Genomic DNA, 14,222 nt, shown 5'->3' with positions numbered 1-14,222 from the left:
ACGTTTGGAGAAAAGGCGCCGGTTACTTGCCGGAGCGCGGCAGGTCGCTGTTGTCGCGGATCGCGGCGCGGACCTTGGCCATGGTCGTCGTGCAATATTCCTCGCGCTCCCTGAGGAAACGCTGCTGCTGCGCGCGGAAATTGGCCACCCGCTCGCGCACTTCGGATCCGAAGTCGCCGCTGATGTCGAGCTTGGCAAATTGCGGCGGCTGCGCCGGCGGCGGGGGGACCTCGACGACGGTCACCGTCAAAGGCGGCGGCGCGGGGGACAGGCCCTCGAGCACGGTCGGCACCGGCAGCGGCGGCGGCATGACCACCCTTTCGACCTCGGCCGTAGGCTCGATCTCCAGGGCGGGCTTTGCCTCCACGGCGGGCTTTGCGTCAAAGGCTAGCTCTGCGTCAAACGCTGCCTCGATCACGGCAGCCGCGGTGGCGGGCAGCGGGGCAGGTGCCGCGGCGGTCCGCCGGGCATGCGCCGGCTCCTCGGCGTCGGGCAGCTTGCCCTTCACCGACTGTACGAAAGCCATTGTCTGCGCGATCAGGAGATCGCGTTCCTTCATCCACTTCATGGCGCACCTTGGGCGCGCGGATTGCAGCAGAGCAACCCCGCGGAATCAAGCACTCGCCATCATGATGGTTGATGAAGACGCCTGTTTTGCAGGCACGGTGACAAAATTGTGACGTGAGCTGTACGCGAGGAGGGTCAGCGCTGGTGCGGATTGGTGTTCGGGACGAACGGGGTACCGACGATCCGGACCGGCGTCTGGGCCAGTGCCCGGCTTGGGGCCGGCGCCTGATTCGCGGCCGGCCGGGGCGCGGCGCTCGCCGGCGCGGGGGACGGATCGAGCAGGGCGACGATGCCGGCAGCGGCAACGCTCAGCAGCGTGAAGCCGCCCAGAAGCATCAAATTGCGGTTGGTTTCGCGGACCCTCATGCGGGGAAAATCGCGTGAGAGGGCATAATGTTCCGAACAAATCCTCAGACGCTTTCGCGCGGTTTGGCGGCAGGCTTCAGAAAGTGCGTCAGGAGCAGACCTGGAAGCTTGGGCCGTCGGCCTCGCGAGGTGCTTCCTGGCCGCGATCGGCCCGGTGTGCGGGCGGGAGCGGGCGGGTTGAGCCTAGTGAGCCATCGCCTGGGCGGGTGCTGGTTCGATGCTGCGGGCCTCGATCTGGTCGGCATAGCGGCCATACTCCTCGGCCATTTCGAGCAGCTTTTCGCGCACTGCGGCGTCGGTGACCTGGCGGGCCAGCCGTCGCGCCTGATCGGACTGGAAGCGATAATGGGCTGTGTCGGACATCGTAGGCTCCTCACACATGTGTAAGGGCCGTCCGGCAAAGGTTCATCAAGCCGTCATGGAAGGGAAGGCGGCATTGAAGGGAAGCGTTATTGAAGGGTGTTGGGCCGATCGGTCACCGTAGCCGTGACCGGGTGGCCGGCCTTGTCCTCGCGGACCTCGACCTCGAACCAACCCATCTCCTTCAGCTCGCGCGCCTTCTTCTCGGCCGCGTCTTCGCTGTCGCGCTTCAGCACGATCTGACTGGTGCCGTCCCGGGCAAGGATCAAATAGGTCATTGGCTGAGTCCCATCCCACATTCTGCATACCGCGTTTCGGGCTGCAAGGACAGAAACAAGGCAAGGGATGGGGGATGCTACGGGGATGACCCCACGATTCCTGCCAATGACAGGGCGTCCGGCTGTTCCCAGCTGCTGTCGATATCGACCGGCTAGGTCGGATGCTCGCCGACATCCGCGGCGCGCTTGGGTTGCGTTTCGCGAAGCATGCTGAGATGACGGTCATCATCCAACCTTACTGGCGAGCGAGCGAGGCTCCTTCGACGAGTCACCCGTGCCTTGCGTACTCCCGTGCGTGCCGTCGACGGTGTGAGCCATCTCGTGGAGACCGGAAGACTACGGCCTCCGTTAAACGTTGTGGGTAATCCAAGCGAGTCTCTTTGATTGAACCGCGAATACATGCTCGGCTTGGTCCAAGGACAATGCGCGGCGCAAGCCGTGTCGATATGGATGGAGGACTCGATGCCCAGGCACTTCGGTTTGAAGGCAACACCGGTGGCGGCACGGTCGGCATTCACGGGATCATCAAGAGATTTGCAGCAGCGGACTGCGTCGGCATCTGCGTCGAAGAACCGTGCTGCGGTCAGTTCGCCGCCGTCAAAGTCCGCTTCGCCATGCTCGGAGCTGCCGTATTCTCCCACGAGCTGGCGGGGCTGCTGCGGACGACGGTCGATCTCGGCCGAATGATCTGCGCGCGACGTGGCTGACCGGCCGCTCTTCATAGCTCTGACGGCTCGTGCGTCTTGTCGCGCTTCAGGTCCAGGCGATCGATGCGTTCGTCGATCAGCCGATTCAATCGCTCGTCCCGCAGCCTATCCTTCCTGTACAGCCCGCCGTGCAGGCGATAGGCGACGAGCAGCAGGACAACAGCAACGCCGACGAGATAGTAGGACCAGTTCATCATTGGAACCGCGCTTGGCTGTGTCCATTGTGAAACAAGTGAGCTTCGGCAACTCTGCCAGGCAGCGCGACCGGCGGCTCGTCAGCACAATCGCAGGGTCAGCTCAATTGGCGCCTGCGAGGATGAACAGATTATTGTAGACGGGCAGTGCAATGAGGGCGACCACATAAACCATCTGGCGCTCGCTGTTGCCGTGCCAAAGCAACCATATCACAAGGTAGGTCAAACCCAGTTTGGCAATGAGCCACCATTCACCCAGCCACTCCTGGGTGAGCCACATGAACGGGTTCAGTTCGCTCATTCCCCGCTGCAGGATCTCGTTGGTGGTGATGAGATCCGAGTAGCCCATCAGCAGGGCACAGACCAACAGCATTGCCTTCAGCAAAGACGTCCTTGCCCGCAACTGCTTTTCCGTCATCCGGTGCCTGCCCGAAATCCGCTTGTGGCTCCCCGTCGGACAATTTTGCGGAATGTTTTCAGCGAGTGCAAGCCTCCACGACCTGGTTGTCCAACACTCCGCTCGCCAGGGCGACCATGTTGGGTACCCCGTACAGAGGCACGGCCCACCGATCCGTCTGATTGATTTCGTGAAAAGATGGTGCCGGCTGAGGGGATTGAACCCCTGACCTTCAGTTTACAAAACCGCTTTTGTATCAATCAATACAGCGCCCTAAGCGATCCGTGTTGCGCCCGTGTTGCGTTTAGCTTCCAAGCAGCCGCGCCTGGATGTCCTCGGCCGCGCGCCGACCGGCATCGCTGTCCTTGAAAAAGGTGGCCGTATCGGTCGAACGTCAGTTGGATGGTTGAATGTCCCATCAGCTTCTGAATGCGCTTGGGATTCATTCCCCGTTCGATCCAGAGCGAGGCGCAGGCGTGACGAAGCGCGTGAATCCCGTAGTTGGCCATAGCGATGATCTGCGGCTTGCCTGCATCATCCAGCACGGGCTTATCCCCGTCCAGCACGGGTTTTGCTCGGTGACGCTGGCGGCCATTTGCAGGGGCTCGAAACCGCGGGACATCATGTTGCTGTGGGACTCGACGCCGCCGACGCCGGTCGGGAAGACCAGCCCCAGTTCGCCCTTGGGGCAAGTAAGCTTCCACTCCCGCGGACTATTTAGGACGATCGGTGCCATCGGGATCGACCTATGGGCGCTCTTGGATTTCAGGCGCCCGATCTTGTGAAACTCGTCGGCGCGCTGGCTGATGCTGATCTCTCTCGTCTCGAAGTCGACGTCCGTCCATCGTATGGGTTGAGCTTTTTCGTGATCTTGCCGAGATCGATGATGATGTGACCTTCGGCATCAGACGTTTTCAGCAGGCCCGCCAGTCCTGCCGGTTCGGAGAATTGGGTTGAGTAGCCGCCAATGTCATGTGGCGACTGATCGATCAGGCGCTGACTTCTTATTCGAACGCCACGCCCCCCGCATTCGCGTAGCCGGACTATTTCTGCGGCGTCTCGGGCAGGGCTGCACCGAAACCCCCGCCAGGTGGCTGGCTGCCTACCTGTTGCAACGACACATCAGCTGTCGAGCGATGTATTGATGCCAAGGAAATCCCTTTGACTGATCGCCGACGGCTCGGTTTTCTGTGCGGATTATGTTTGACGCACTGATTGCATTACTTCTCATTTTGAGCGTTGGCGTGATTGTCGCTCACGCGATCGATGCATTGAGATCGCGGCATCGGGGGTGACCGTGTATTGCGCTCGCAACGGGGCATGAACGCCTGCTGCGAACATATCCCGGCTTCGCCGTCTGGCGGCATAACCGCAGACGGAAAGGGAAACGGCCCCGCTCGGGGCGATCGACCGGGGCCGTTACCGGGATGCGTGGCTTTTTGGCCTAAACTCACCCCACTAGAATTACAGTGGGAATAATTGTTCCAATGATGATGTGCCTGTGTCCCAATCCGCTCTTGCGAATGTCGTAACTTGGACAGCGGCGCCAGATTGAGGCCAAGGCCGAAATTGGGCTGCGTCTTTCGGATTGAAGGCATCAGTCGCTTGCGCGGGTAGGCGATCGAGTACTTATCGAAGCCGTGGCGATGTGTCGTCGAAATTTCTCACGATCAATAAAGCTGCTGACGAGCGCCATACCCTTAATACCACCAATGGGGATTCAACGCACGGTAGTTCCATGCTATAGAGCATCCGCTGAATTAGAGCTTCAGCATAGGAAACTATCCCGCCCGGTGGCTTCGGTCACCGGGCTTTTTTCTAGCCGCTACTCACGTTTCAGATAGCCTTTTTTCTTCAGATGGTCTGTCAGCAGCTTTTGGATGAATGAGGAGAGAGAACGAGAGTCTGCAGCGGCCGCCTTAGTGGTGGCCCTCTTGACCTCTGGCAGGAGCCTGATTGAGACAGGGCGTGTTTTCGGGTTTTTGACGGGAGGCCTTCCCATATTGCACACTGATCGAAGTTGGACGAGGCGAACGCTCTACCATTGCTGTGCAATCTCTTCAGCGGGAAATTTTCCCGGCATGTTCCGGGACGGATTGGCGAGTTCCGCATAGACCAAAGATGCATTGTCTAGCGCGGGCTGGTTTTCGGAAACTAGCTGTACGCAGCGGTGCACGCTACACGCATGCGGAACTACAGCACCAGCGTCGGGTAGGGGCGCTGGTGTTTTTTATGGACTCTGGTCGCTGACGCTATTCAGCCCGAAACACCCCTGGCGAAATTGATGATCTCGCCCCAGTCCATTCGAGTATCGACCCAGCCGACCTTGCCGCAGGCGGTGCATTTCAGATGCGCTGAGATATCGTACCAATCCCAGTCCGGAAGGTCGGTGAGCTTCAGCCGGCCGTTGTGATGCTCACAGCCGACGCAGCAGACCAGCACCGTTTTGAAGCCGGCGTTGCGATCGACCGGAGCAGTCCAGTAGCGATGGAAATTTGCGGGCTTGCGGCGCCAGGGCATGCCCCAATGAATCGCGCAAATCCAGCATCAGGTGAAGCCGCTACGCCTCGCGGGACAGGAGGCGACGATCACAACGGATTGGTCAAGGCGCGCCAGGACACGAAACAAAGAACGCCCGGCAACCTTGCGGCAGCCGGGCGGTAACGAGTTTCCATGTTGCAGTCCGTGTATCTAAACATTTCTGGCTGACGCCAACCTTACGAACCGAACATGCTTGGTGCGGGAACACCGTGCTCTCCCGGAGTCCTCAATCCCTGTGCATAAGCGTAGCTTGCCGTTGCCGGGGCAGTCCTGTTTTCACCGCACGAGGCTTTTCGAGAATTCCCCTCGGCTGGGGGCCGCACGACGCGAGGCGGCCCCTTTCTGTTCGGCGGACGGGTGAGGCGGCCTCAGCGTTCGTTCCAACGCGCTGGGGCCGTTTCTCTAAGCGTCCAGCGTTTGCGCGTTCGGCCGACTTGGCTGAGCGCCAACTGAGGCAGCCAGAAGGGCTTAGTCACCATGCAGCCGAAGATCAAAGAGCGCATCTGCCCAGCCTGCAAAGGGACGGGCGTCCAGCCGATTGCGCAGGCGGTCCAGCCGGGTCACAGAATCTATCCGGTTAAATGCGCGGCCTGCGAAGGCAAAGGCAAGATCAGGGACAGGGCCAACTGAGGGGGCCTTAATGTTTCGCGCCGTTTTTGCGAGAGATCAGGGACACGCAAAACAGCCGCTCGGTTGCGGAGCGAACCTCGATCGCCATATCGGGCCGTTCGTTTGAAAAAATTGAGTCTTTCGCCATTCCGATGAGCGCTTGCATCGCGTCGATCTCTGCGGATTTTTGGTCGGGGAAAATCTAGCCCTTCTTCATCTGCAAAGAACTCGCCTCCACATTGAATGTCGAAGAAATAGCGGTCCATGTTGGGCACTCCACCGTCCATGAAAGGCGGGAGCGCATAGAAACTCTCAGCCACCGACGCCTGAAGATCGCGTACCGGTGATTCGGGATAACGTGGGTGTGAAGGAGATGGTTGCTAAACGGGCGGCTTTAATCCTGGTGACATCAGCCACTCTGTCAAATGGGCGGCCACCTCGTCATGCCGGGCCTTCCTCAGCATGGCTTCTTTTTTCGCGGATGGTGGAAGCGTCTTGGCTTCCTCGCGCAGGCTCTGCGCCTCCTCAGTGAGGCGCTCCTCCAGTGACTGGGTTTGGGCGGGGCGGTGATGGGACGTTAAAGCACCACCGATGCCTTTGGTTCTGTCCACCTGTGAACACAACGGCAAATAAAGGTCCGCTGTCGCGCCGGAACGCCGGTCACCCACGGAAACCTCGGAAAATTCAAACTGAGAACCCTTTTAATCAGCGCCCATCGAGCGCATGGCGTTATCGGTCATTTGCTTCCGATAGGCCGCGCGCACTTTGAGGCGCGCTTTCGCGAACATGGTCACGCCGAGAAGTACGAGAAAAGCTACGGTGCCGATAGCTGCCATCGTCGTCTAGCTCCCGGTGATCTCTTCCGAAATTCTGAATCAACCCGAGGCTGCTATCAAGGGAAAAATTACCTGAAGTCGCGGCTCCCCCATTCTCAGAGGCGGCGCTCCGACAAGAGAAGAAAGAGACAGACGATCGGCTAGAGCTGGTGCAGTGGAAGATTGAGCCATCAGACGAGCTTCGCCAACGCGGCGCTGAAATCGTCGCGGCATTCGACGAATGGTACGCCCGGAAGCCCCGCGGATACAGGAAGTTGGAGCGGGAAGAGAAGAGGGCCTCGAGAGAGAGCTTCGAGTTTGAACAGAGGGTCCTCAGTATGCCGGCGAAGACGTTAGAGGGTCTCAGGGCGAAGATCCGTTGTGCTGATGCCTGGGCGCAGGGGAAAAGGTCACCAGTATAGATGGCGCCGCCGAGGCGATCGCACTCTCCATCTTTGAGGACATCGAGAACATGATGGTGGCCGGTGCCACCTAAGCTGCGCACAAAGTACGCCGCCGGGCTCGAAATACATTGTCCCGGCGGCGTCATTGTTTTCCAGCGCTGGGCCCTGAATTCCCAGTGCCGTTAGCTTAGCAAATGCGAGGGCAAATGACTGTTGCCCGACCCACACAGGATTAAGAAAGAGGAGCCGGCAAGTTATGGGGCAGGGCGCCGGCTCCTCCGAAACGGAACCGCCAAGACGTTCAAAAACCGGTCCCGTCCCTCCGAGAAGCCTGCGCCGGCCTGCTTGCTGATTTGCTAACGGCCTCACGCGGCGGGCGGATAATGGATATCGTTTTCCGGCGAGCCGGATGGTCTTCATGAACGCTTCACAAGCAGCCCGGCTTTAGCCGCATCGATCGGAGAAGACCATCCATGCCGCCCCCGGTGCAGTCGACGGTGCGAGTTGGTTTTTCTTCCTGGACGGCTTGATCTTGTTTGGCACTAGCGGAGTGCTTTCTCTTTTTTGGATTAGGATCGGTCGCTTCATGCCGGTGTCGGGCGAAAATAGGAGGGGGCTCGGGGGCAGATATCGTTTCGGGAGCTGGCGGCGCCGCTGACAACGCGATCGGTGGCGTCGGTGCCTCGGGAGGGGCCGCATTGACGACGGTATCGCGCTCGGGAATGAGTGACAGCCTGTCGGCCTTCCCGACGCTCTCGGTCACCGGATACTCAACGAGCGGCGTCGGCGCGGATCTCCCAAGTGCCGCAACCGCACCCACCCCGACCAAACCAACTATTCCAACCACTAAAATGCGGATCCACATTAAATGGCTCCTGACCAACGCAAACGAAGCGCAATCACTTCCGAAAAACCGCAGCCTTCTGTCGAAGTTTGCCGAGAATAAGGCTCCTTGCTGGATGGCCTGTCGTGGAAACCAGAAGGCCATCGTTATTCCAGAACAAAGCCTCAACCGCCATGTTGCTCCGTGTTGCGTGGAGTGGTTGGTGATAACTGTCTATCAGATTGATTTCATTAATGAAAAACTGGTGCCGGCTGAGGGGATTGAACCCCCGACCTTCAGTTTACAAAACTGCTGCTCTACCGCTGAGCTAAGCCGGCGAAATGGGCGTGATTTGCGCGCTCGCATAGCAGACTTGGCGGGGCAGGACCAGAACTTGAAGGCCAGAACCCGGAAAGCCCGGATCGGCCGCTTCGCCGCCGCCAGCCCGGCCGCAAAAAGGCGGCCCGAAGGCCGCCTTTTGCGCATGTGTGTTTCGTAAGAGCTACTGGCAGGGATGCTGGAGACCGTCGCTGCCGCGGAACCAGGTGCCGGGGGTGCAGACAAAGCCGTTCTGCCGGGCATACTCCTCGCCGCCGATCGGGGTGCGGGCATAGTCGGGGCCGCCGAACGGGGCGGTCGCGATCGCAGCCGCGGTGCCGACCGCGCCGCCGACCACACCGGCCGCGGCGTCGACGGGCCCGAACGGGCCGGGGTCAACCCGGTTGTAGCTGTCTTGCCAGCCTGGATTCTGCCAGTCGTGGTCCCGCCGATAGATATGATGGCGATAGGTCGTGTCTGATCCCATCGCCCGGCATCGGGCGTTTGGTGTGGCATCGGAGCAGCGCGCGGTGCCGATCGTCTGTTGCGCCATCGTGGGGCTGGCCAGCGCTGATGCGAGCAAGGCTGCTGCGCCAAGGACAGCACCATGGATTTTGAGTTGCGTCATGCGAGATTCTCCTCTTGTCGTCGTCGTGAGCTAATCTCGCTGTGCCGCGACCGTTCCGGCGCGGCCTTGCCCTGCGTTCAAACCAGTGTGAAGTTCCGCAACACTCGCGCATGATCCGTTCCGGATGATGCTGTCTTGACGAGAATTGCATGCACACTGGTGACATCGACTACGCCGCCGGCGACGCCAATTTGCGCGGCTATCTTGCGTTCAAGGACCGCGGCGTAAAGCGTCCCGGCGTGCTGGTGTTCCACGAAGGACTCGGGCTCGGCGATTTCGCGATGGAGCGGGCACGCAGGCTTGCCGAGCGTGGCTATGTGGCGCTTGCCGCCGACATGTTCGGCGAGCGGCGGCAGGCCGCCGATCTGCAGCAGGCGATGGCGCTGATCGGTCACTTGCGCACCAATCCTGCCACGCTCCGCGCACGGGCGCGCGCCGCGCTCGCGACGCTCACGGCATTGCCCGAGGTCGATGTGACCCGTTGCGCAGCGATCGGCTTCTGCTTCGGCGGCACGGTCGTGCTCGAGCTCGCGCGCGACGGCGCCGACCTCAAGGCCGTCGTCAGCTTCCATGGCGTGCTCTCGACCACGCAGCCTGCGGCAGCGGGTGCGGTGAGGGCGAGCGTGCTGGTCTTGACCGGGGCCGACGATCCGCTGGCGCCTTCCGACCAGGTCGCGGCGTTCGAGAACGAGATGCGCGCCGGCAAGGTTGCCGACTGGCAGGTGGTCAGCTACGGCAAACGCTGCACGGCTTTACCAACCCGACCGCCGACGGCTCGATCATGAAGTCGGCGCTCTACGACGCGCGGGCCGACCGCCGCTCATGGGTGGCGATGCAAGGCCTGTTCGACGAGGTGCTGGTTTGACGAGTTGCCGGCCTGACAAGATCGGCGATGTGGTGTTTGATCTGCCGTCACGCGCCGGCGCGGGGGATTGATGTTCGGAATCTTGAGTCTTGGTTTTCTGCTCGGCATGCAGCATGCGCTGGAGCCGGATCACATCGCGGCGGTATCGAGCATCGCGGCGCGCCGTACCCATGTCGGTGACATCGTCAAGCACGGCCTGACCTGGGGCCTCGGTCACACGCTCACGCTGTTCGTGTTCGCCGGCGCCGCGATCCTGCTCGGGCACGCGATCCCCGAGACGGTGGCGCAGCCGATCGAGACCGCGGTCGGCGTCATGCTGGTCGGCCTCGGTGCGCATGTGTGGTGGCGGCTGTGGCGCGATCGCGTGCACTTCCACACCCATTCGCACGGCGACGGCAAGACGCATTTCCACGCCCACAGCCACGCGGGCGACATCCTGCCGCACGTCCGTGCCGCACACAGCCATGCCCACGGCTTCCGCTGGCGCACGCTGCTGGTCGGCCTGATGCACGGTATGGCGGGCTCGGCGGCGCTGTTGGTGCTGACGGTGTCGCAGGCGCCAAACCCGGTGATCGGGCTCGGCTATGTCGCGCTGTTCGGCGTCGGCTCGATGATCGGGATGGGCGTGCTGTCCAGCGTGATCGCGGTGCCGCTCGCGGCCTCCGCGCGCTGGCTGACCTGGGCCAATCGCGGCCTGCAAATGGCGGTCGGCGCGGTCACGATCGCGATCGGCATCCACGCGATCATCGAGAACGCCTTCACCTGAAGCACAGGCGCGCCGTTAACGATTTCTGATCCCGCACGGCCGCATTGACCGGATGCGGATGCTTACGCGTTAGGCTTACCGCCAGTTTGGCCCGCGCCCTTAACCCTTCCGCCAAACCGTTGGATTAGGCTGCGGGTGGAACAATTTGGGACGCTGGGTGAACATGCGCGGAAGTCTTGCGCTGACGATATTGGCTGCGATGACCTCGACGGCGCTGGCTGGCGGCGGCTTCGACATCGTCGTGCCCAACCGCCCCGGCGTACCCATCATCATCAATGGCGTCGACGCGTCCTACGCCGTGGTCGAAAGCGCGATGGGCTTGGCCCGCAACGACTCGATGGTGCCGACCGTCTATGGCGGCCGCCCGATCGCTCCCGAGCCGAATGTCGGCCATTATTATCCGAGCCTCGGCCGCATGCCGGGTTACGGCCGCCTCGAGATCGAGCCGCCGGCCAACCGCCGCCTGCCGCAGCCGGCCGAGAGCTATCATGAATCGTGGGGGGCGCAATCCGCGCCGCTGCCGGCACAGTCCAGCGTGCCGGTCGATCCGCCGCCGGTGATCTACGCGCCGCAGTTCAACGGTCCGCGGCCGCTGCCCGGACCTGTCCCGCGGCCACCGCGTTCCCGAGGCCCCTAAACCAACTGCCCAAATCAACAGCCCCTCGCGGGGCGCCTTCATAGCCACCAAGAGCTACGCGACCAACAGAGAGACCATCAGGAGAGAGTAATGCGTCAAATGATCAAAGGACTGATTGCGGCCGTGGCCGTCATGGTGACCGCGCCCGCAATGGCGTGCGGCTTCAACCCTTGCGGCTATTCCGCGCCCGTCGTGAATTACGGCTGCGGCGGCTGCGGTGGCTACGGCTATGGCTATGGCGGTTACGGCGCGGTCGAACGTCTGCCCGACCCGGATGCGGCCTATCCCGGCGCAGCGCAGCAGTACTATTACGTCAACCAGGGACCGGCCTACACCGGCCCGGGCAATTGGGCGCCGCGTCCGTACTACCGCGAAGGCTATGGCCGCCCGTATTACGGCTATCGCCACTACGGCTACCGCCATCACTATCGGCCGTACCGTCCGCACTACGGCTATCGCTACGGCTACGCGCCGCACCGCTACGGTTACGCGCCGCATCGCTACGGCCATCCGGTGCTGCGCCGCTACTACTGATCCGACGATCGGTGAACAGAGATCAGCGCCCGTTCGCGTCAAGCGAGCGGGCGTTCTCGCTTACATCAGCCCGAGCCGGCTGGCGCCGATATAGAGCGCGAGCACGCAGGCGTTCGAGACGTTGAGGCTCTTGATTTCGCCCGGCACGTCGAGGCGGGCGACGACGCGGCAGGTCTCGCGCGTCAATTGCCGCAACCCCTTGCCTTCGGCGCCGAGCACCAGCGCGAGCGGTTGCTGCAGCGGAACCTTGCCGAGATCTTCCGAGCCCTCGCTGTCGAGGCCGACGGTCTGGAAGCCGTGATCGTTCAGTTCGTTGAGCGCGCGCGCCAGATTCTGCACCGTGACCATGGGCACCAGCTCGAGCGCGCCTGAGGCGGACTTCGCCAGCACGCCGGTGGCCTCCGGGCTGTGGCGGGCGGTGGTGACGATCGCCTTCACCGCAAATGCCGCGGCTGAGCGCAGGATGGCGCCGACATTGTGCGGATCGGTGATCTGGTCGAGCACCAGCACGATGCCCTCCTGCGCCAGCGTGTCGATGCCGGGCGAGGGCAGGGGTTCGGCCTCCGCCAACAGGCCCTGATGCACGGCATCGGGGGTGAGGCGCCGGTCGATGTCACCGGGCCGGACAATCTCCGGGGTGACGCGGGTCGCGATGTTTTCGTCGGCGAGGCGCTTGGCGGCGTTCTCCGTGAGGTAAAGCTTGCGGATCTGGCGGTCCGGGTTGGCAAGCGCCGCCGCCACCGTGTGCCAGCCATACAGAATCACCGGTCCGTCGGAACCGGATTCACGCTCCCGCCGGGCCGGCGGGCGGCCGAATTTCGGCCCTTTTTGGAAGGGTTTACCGCCCTTGCCTCGGAAATTGGGTTTGCGGTCGCGGTCGCTCATGTGAGGCTTGTGTCACGGGTGTCGCAGAATGGCAATTTAACCGGCAAATTGCGCGCCGGCTTGGTTGACTTTGGGGACCGCCTTCGCCCATAAACGCGCCCGACCGCGCACCCGTTTCGGGTCGGCCGGTTATCAGCGTCATTTCGATGACCCGGTCCGCCGCCACTCGCGCGGCCGGTTCGACGCTGTTGGACGGGGGAGTGTCCCGAGTGGCAAAGGGAGCTGACTGTAAATCAGCCGCCTCATGGCTTCGCAGGTTCGAGTCCTGCCTCCCCCACCATCCAAAAATTAAGTATCTAGACTTACTGCTCTTTTTCACCTGATGCCCGCACCTGCTCTTGAGGTGCGGGAATAGAGGTTTCCGTTTCGGTCCTACCGAGCGTGTTCATGGCACCGGTCGCGAGCTTCTGACGGTTGGCTGTCCGCGTGTAGAGCGCGGCCATCTTACCACCCTCCCAACCGAAGATTGCCTCGAGCTGCGCCTCGGTCGCGCCATTGTTCGCCGCCCTGGTCGCGGCTGCTTTGCGAAGGCCATGAGCCGACTTCTTGATGCCAGCGGCGCGACAGGCATCGCGAAAGGCGTTGCCGACGCTCTCCTTCGTCATCCGGTGACCTTTGGCCGTGGCGATGAAGGCGAGATCGCCGGTCGGGCCGGCGTCCAAAGTCTTCTGCAAAACCTCGAGCACCGGGATCGTGACGCGGGTGCCGGTCTTCTCAGTGTCGATGCTGATCACACAGTTCTTGATGTGCTGCTTGCCGAGCGCGGCGGCGTCACCGCGCCGCAGCCCGGTGTAGCAATAGATATCGAACATGACGCGCTCGCGGGTGCCGCGGGGCCAGCGCTGCTCGAACTGAATGATCTCGTCTTCTTCCCAAACCGGGAATCCCTTGGTCTTGGGCTTCGCAACGGATTTGCCGGCCGTTGGGTCCGCCTTGACGTGCTCAGCATCTAGCGCCCATTTGAAAAGTCCTTTCATCGTGTCGAGGAAGTGCCGGGCAGCATGGCCCTTGCGCCGATCGATGCCGGCTTTGATGGCTTTCCCCGTGATCTTAGACAAAGGCTGATCGCCTCCCGTCTTGAGCACGCCACGCATGATGTTCTCGCGCTGCCGGCGCGTTGCCATGGATAGATCGGTCCATGCATTCGTTTGGCGGTATAGTAGCCACAACCATTCTAGCGAACCTTTGCTAGCCTTTCCGGTCGATTTCGGAACCTCACCGCTAACGGCTGCCTGATAGGCTTCCTGAAACTCTTCGGTGCCGTATTCGGCCTTGATCCGGATCCTCGAGCCCCTGTTGACGCGCACGTACCAAATCGGGTTTCCGTGCCGATTGATCTCGCGGTGGAGATGAGGCGGGCGGGGGCGAGGCATGGCAATCATCAAAGGACAACCTCCTCGCCATCTTCAACAAGAATTTCCCGATTATCCCAGCCGTTTCCCGATTGCGGCCGGATCGCAATTGTGCCGTCGGGAAGTACCCGGACCTCGCCTGCATGGCATTGCTGCGCCGCTCGGATTGCTCGAGC

At 61.9% G+C, this 14,222-nt stretch carries 20 protein-coding genes and 2 tRNA genes; 7 read left to right on the top strand and 15 right to left on the bottom strand.

Annotation, left to right across the window (positions count from 1 at the left end):
- Positions 1-22: 22 nt before the first annotated feature.
- The 4 genes from ACE103_RS25655 to ACE103_RS25640 all read right to left on the bottom strand — a co-directional run bounded on the left by ACE103_RS25655 (position 23) and on the right by ACE103_RS25640 (position 1,571).
- Complete coding sequence (locus ACE103_RS25655) at positions 23-568, bottom strand: hypothetical protein (RefSeq protein ID WP_375775359.1); 546 nt, start codon at positions 566-568, stop codon at positions 23-25.
- A 134-nt stretch (positions 569-702) separates the two neighbouring features.
- The gene (locus tag ACE103_RS25650; protein ID WP_223976577.1) at positions 703-933 is read right to left on the bottom strand and encodes a hypothetical protein; all 231 of its coding nucleotides are present in this window, start codon (positions 931-933) and stop codon (positions 703-705) included.
- Positions 934-1,116: 183 nt separating this feature from the next.
- On the bottom strand, positions 1,117-1,296 hold the full coding sequence (locus ACE103_RS25645; RefSeq protein WP_212309788.1) for a hypothetical protein: 180 nt from the start codon (positions 1,294-1,296) through the stop codon (positions 1,117-1,119).
- A gap of 86 nt (positions 1,297-1,382) precedes the next feature.
- Positions 1,383-1,571 carry a hypothetical protein gene (locus ACE103_RS25640; protein ID WP_212309787.1) on the bottom strand — a complete coding sequence of 63 codons (189 nt, stop codon included), beginning with the start codon at positions 1,569-1,571 and terminating at the stop codon, positions 1,383-1,385.
- Between the two features lie 422 nt (positions 1,572-1,993).
- On the opposite strand from ACE103_RS25640, the gene ACE103_RS25635 reads away from it, so the two are divergent.
- Positions 1,994-2,278, top strand: a complete 285-nt coding sequence (locus ACE103_RS25635) for a hypothetical protein (RefSeq protein ID WP_375775358.1) — start codon at positions 1,994-1,996, stop codon at positions 2,276-2,278.
- A gap of 11 nt (positions 2,279-2,289) precedes the next feature.
- Here ACE103_RS25635 and ACE103_RS25630 read toward each other — a convergent pair whose 3' ends face one another.
- The 4 genes from ACE103_RS25630 to ACE103_RS25615 all read right to left on the bottom strand — a co-directional run bounded on the left by ACE103_RS25630 (position 2,290) and on the right by ACE103_RS25615 (position 5,389).
- Complete coding sequence (locus ACE103_RS25630) at positions 2,290-2,472, bottom strand: hypothetical protein (protein WP_375775357.1); 183 nt, start codon at positions 2,470-2,472, stop codon at positions 2,290-2,292.
- 103 nt (positions 2,473-2,575) lie between these two features.
- On the bottom strand, positions 2,576-2,890 hold the full coding sequence (locus ACE103_RS25625) for a DUF5658 family protein (protein WP_375775356.1): 315 nt from the start codon (positions 2,888-2,890) through the stop codon (positions 2,576-2,578).
- 239 nt (positions 2,891-3,129) lie between these two features.
- Positions 3,130-3,414, bottom strand: coding sequence for a tyrosine-type recombinase/integrase (locus tag ACE103_RS25620; protein WP_375775355.1), 285 nt, complete (start codon positions 3,412-3,414; stop codon positions 3,130-3,132).
- 1,711 nt (positions 3,415-5,125) lie between these two features.
- A complete protein-coding gene (locus ACE103_RS25615; protein WP_375775354.1) occupies positions 5,126-5,389 on the bottom strand; it encodes a hypothetical protein in 264 nt (87 codons plus the stop codon).
- A 498-nt stretch (positions 5,390-5,887) separates the two neighbouring features.
- Between ACE103_RS25615 and ACE103_RS25610 the strand changes: the two genes are divergently transcribed.
- Positions 5,888-6,040 carry a zinc finger domain-containing protein gene (locus ACE103_RS25610; RefSeq protein ID WP_375775353.1) on the top strand — a complete coding sequence of 51 codons (153 nt, stop codon included), beginning with the start codon at positions 5,888-5,890 and terminating at the stop codon, positions 6,038-6,040.
- On the opposite strand, the gene ACE103_RS25605 is transcribed toward ACE103_RS25610, so the two are convergent.
- The 5 genes from ACE103_RS25605 to ACE103_RS25585 form a co-directional block, all read right to left on the bottom strand.
- Entirely contained in the window at positions 5,980-6,285 is a 306-nt protein-coding gene (locus tag ACE103_RS25605; RefSeq protein WP_375781315.1) for a hypothetical protein, read from the bottom strand. The two genes, ACE103_RS25610 and ACE103_RS25605, sit on opposite strands and share 61 nt — an antisense overlap.
- Positions 6,286-6,399: 114 nt before the next feature.
- Positions 6,400-6,687, bottom strand: coding sequence for a hypothetical protein (locus ACE103_RS25600; protein WP_375775352.1), 288 nt, complete (start codon positions 6,685-6,687; stop codon positions 6,400-6,402).
- A gap of 33 nt (positions 6,688-6,720) precedes the next feature.
- Positions 6,721-6,855 carry a hypothetical protein gene (locus ACE103_RS25595; RefSeq protein ID WP_263010083.1) on the bottom strand — a complete coding sequence of 45 codons (135 nt, stop codon included), beginning with the start codon at positions 6,853-6,855 and terminating at the stop codon, positions 6,721-6,723.
- 1,469 nt (positions 6,856-8,324) lie between these two features.
- Positions 8,325-8,399: transfer RNA gene (locus tag ACE103_RS25590), tRNA-Thr, on the bottom strand.
- 164 nt (positions 8,400-8,563) lie between these two features.
- The gene (locus tag ACE103_RS25585; RefSeq protein ID WP_375775351.1) at positions 8,564-9,007 is read right to left on the bottom strand and encodes a hypothetical protein; all 444 of its coding nucleotides are present in this window, start codon (positions 9,005-9,007) and stop codon (positions 8,564-8,566) included.
- A gap of 149 nt (positions 9,008-9,156) precedes the next feature.
- Between ACE103_RS25585 and ACE103_RS25580 the strand changes: the two genes are divergently transcribed.
- The 4 genes from ACE103_RS25580 to ACE103_RS25565 all read left to right on the top strand — a co-directional run bounded on the left by ACE103_RS25580 (position 9,157) and on the right by ACE103_RS25565 (position 11,809).
- Complete coding sequence (locus ACE103_RS25580; protein WP_375775350.1) at positions 9,157-9,792, top strand: dienelactone hydrolase family protein; 636 nt, start codon at positions 9,157-9,159, stop codon at positions 9,790-9,792.
- Between the two features lie 150 nt (positions 9,793-9,942).
- A complete protein-coding gene (locus tag ACE103_RS25575; RefSeq protein ID WP_375775349.1) occupies positions 9,943-10,638 on the top strand; it encodes an urease accessory protein in 696 nt (231 codons plus the stop codon).
- A gap of 163 nt (positions 10,639-10,801) precedes the next feature.
- Positions 10,802-11,275: a hypothetical protein gene (locus ACE103_RS25570; RefSeq protein ID WP_375775348.1), complete on the top strand. Its 474-nt coding sequence runs from the start codon at positions 10,802-10,804 to the stop codon at positions 11,273-11,275.
- 90 nt (positions 11,276-11,365) lie between these two features.
- Positions 11,366-11,809 (top strand): hypothetical protein, encoded by a 444-nt coding sequence (locus ACE103_RS25565; RefSeq protein WP_223976607.1) that lies wholly within the window; start codon positions 11,366-11,368, stop codon positions 11,807-11,809.
- Positions 11,810-11,869: 60 nt separating this feature from the next.
- On the opposite strand, the gene rlmB is transcribed toward ACE103_RS25565, so the two are convergent.
- Positions 11,870-12,694, bottom strand: a complete 825-nt coding sequence (gene rlmB, locus ACE103_RS25560; RefSeq protein ID WP_375775347.1) for a 23S rRNA (guanosine(2251)-2'-O)-methyltransferase RlmB — start codon at positions 12,692-12,694, stop codon at positions 11,870-11,872.
- Positions 12,695-12,888: 194 nt separating this feature from the next.
- On the opposite strand from rlmB, the gene ACE103_RS25555 reads away from it, so the two are divergent.
- Positions 12,889-12,974, top strand: a tRNA-Tyr gene (locus ACE103_RS25555).
- A 22-nt stretch (positions 12,975-12,996) separates the two neighbouring features.
- On the opposite strand, the gene ACE103_RS25550 is transcribed toward ACE103_RS25555, so the two are convergent.
- Positions 12,997-14,076 carry a tyrosine-type recombinase/integrase gene (locus ACE103_RS25550; RefSeq protein WP_375781178.1) on the bottom strand — a complete coding sequence of 360 codons (1,080 nt, stop codon included), beginning with the start codon at positions 14,074-14,076 and terminating at the stop codon, positions 12,997-12,999.
- Between the last annotated feature and the right edge of the window lie 146 nt (positions 14,077-14,222).

The sequence above is a fragment of the Bradyrhizobium sp. ma5 genome (assembly GCF_042258955.1).
Taxonomy (GTDB): domain Bacteria; phylum Pseudomonadota; class Alphaproteobacteria; order Rhizobiales; family Xanthobacteraceae; genus Bradyrhizobium.
Note: the sequence above shows the minus strand (reverse complement) of the source record. Positions and strands in the feature narration are given on the sequence as shown.

What these genes read in the sequence shown, in the direction of transcription:
- ACE103_RS25655 (WP_375775359.1), bottom strand. Translation starts at nt 568, where the DNA reads ATGAAGTGGATGAAGGAACGCGATCTCCTGATCGCGCAGACAATGGCT.
- ACE103_RS25650 (WP_223976577.1), bottom strand. Translation starts at nt 933, where the DNA reads ATGAGGGTCCGCGAAACCAACCGCAATTTGATGCTTCTGGGCGGCTTC.
- ACE103_RS25645 (WP_212309788.1), bottom strand. Translation starts at nt 1,296, where the DNA reads ATGTCCGACACAGCCCATTATCGCTTCCAGTCCGATCAGGCGCGACGG.
- ACE103_RS25640 (WP_212309787.1), bottom strand. Translation starts at nt 1,571, where the DNA reads ATGACCTATTTGATCCTTGCCCGGGACGGCACCAGTCAGATCGTGCTG.
- ACE103_RS25635 (WP_375775358.1), top strand. Translation starts at nt 1,994, where the DNA reads ATGCGCGGCGCAAGCCGTGTCGATATGGATGGAGGACTCGATGCCCAG.
- ACE103_RS25630 (WP_375775357.1), bottom strand. Translation starts at nt 2,472, where the DNA reads ATGAACTGGTCCTACTATCTCGTCGGCGTTGCTGTTGTCCTGCTGCTC.
- ACE103_RS25625 (WP_375775356.1), bottom strand. Translation starts at nt 2,890, where the DNA reads ATGACGGAAAAGCAGTTGCGGGCAAGGACGTCTTTGCTGAAGGCAATG.
- ACE103_RS25615 (WP_375775354.1), bottom strand. Translation starts at nt 5,389, where the DNA reads ATGCCCTGGCGCCGCAAGCCCGCAAATTTCCATCGCTACTGGACTGCT.
- ACE103_RS25610 (WP_375775353.1), top strand. Translation starts at nt 5,888, where the DNA reads ATGCAGCCGAAGATCAAAGAGCGCATCTGCCCAGCCTGCAAAGGGACG.
- ACE103_RS25605 (WP_375781315.1), bottom strand. Translation starts at nt 6,285, where the DNA reads ATGGACCGCTATTTCTTCGACATTCAATGTGGAGGCGAGTTCTTTGCA.
- ACE103_RS25595 (WP_263010083.1), bottom strand. Translation starts at nt 6,855, where the DNA reads ATGGCAGCTATCGGCACCGTAGCTTTTCTCGTACTTCTCGGCGTGACC.
- ACE103_RS25585 (WP_375775351.1), bottom strand. Translation starts at nt 9,007, where the DNA reads ATGACGCAACTCAAAATCCATGGTGCTGTCCTTGGCGCAGCAGCCTTG.
- ACE103_RS25580 (WP_375775350.1), top strand. Translation starts at nt 9,157, where the DNA reads ATGCACACTGGTGACATCGACTACGCCGCCGGCGACGCCAATTTGCGC.
- ACE103_RS25575 (WP_375775349.1), top strand. Translation starts at nt 9,943, where the DNA reads ATGTTCGGAATCTTGAGTCTTGGTTTTCTGCTCGGCATGCAGCATGCG.
- ACE103_RS25570 (WP_375775348.1), top strand. Translation starts at nt 10,802, where the DNA reads ATGCGCGGAAGTCTTGCGCTGACGATATTGGCTGCGATGACCTCGACG.
- ACE103_RS25565 (WP_223976607.1), top strand. Translation starts at nt 11,366, where the DNA reads ATGCGTCAAATGATCAAAGGACTGATTGCGGCCGTGGCCGTCATGGTG.
- rlmB (WP_375775347.1), bottom strand. Translation starts at nt 12,694, where the DNA reads ATGAGCGACCGCGACCGCAAACCCAATTTCCGAGGCAAGGGCGGTAAA.
- ACE103_RS25550 (WP_375781178.1), bottom strand. Translation starts at nt 14,076, where the DNA reads ATGATTGCCATGCCTCGCCCCCGCCCGCCTCATCTCCACCGCGAGATC.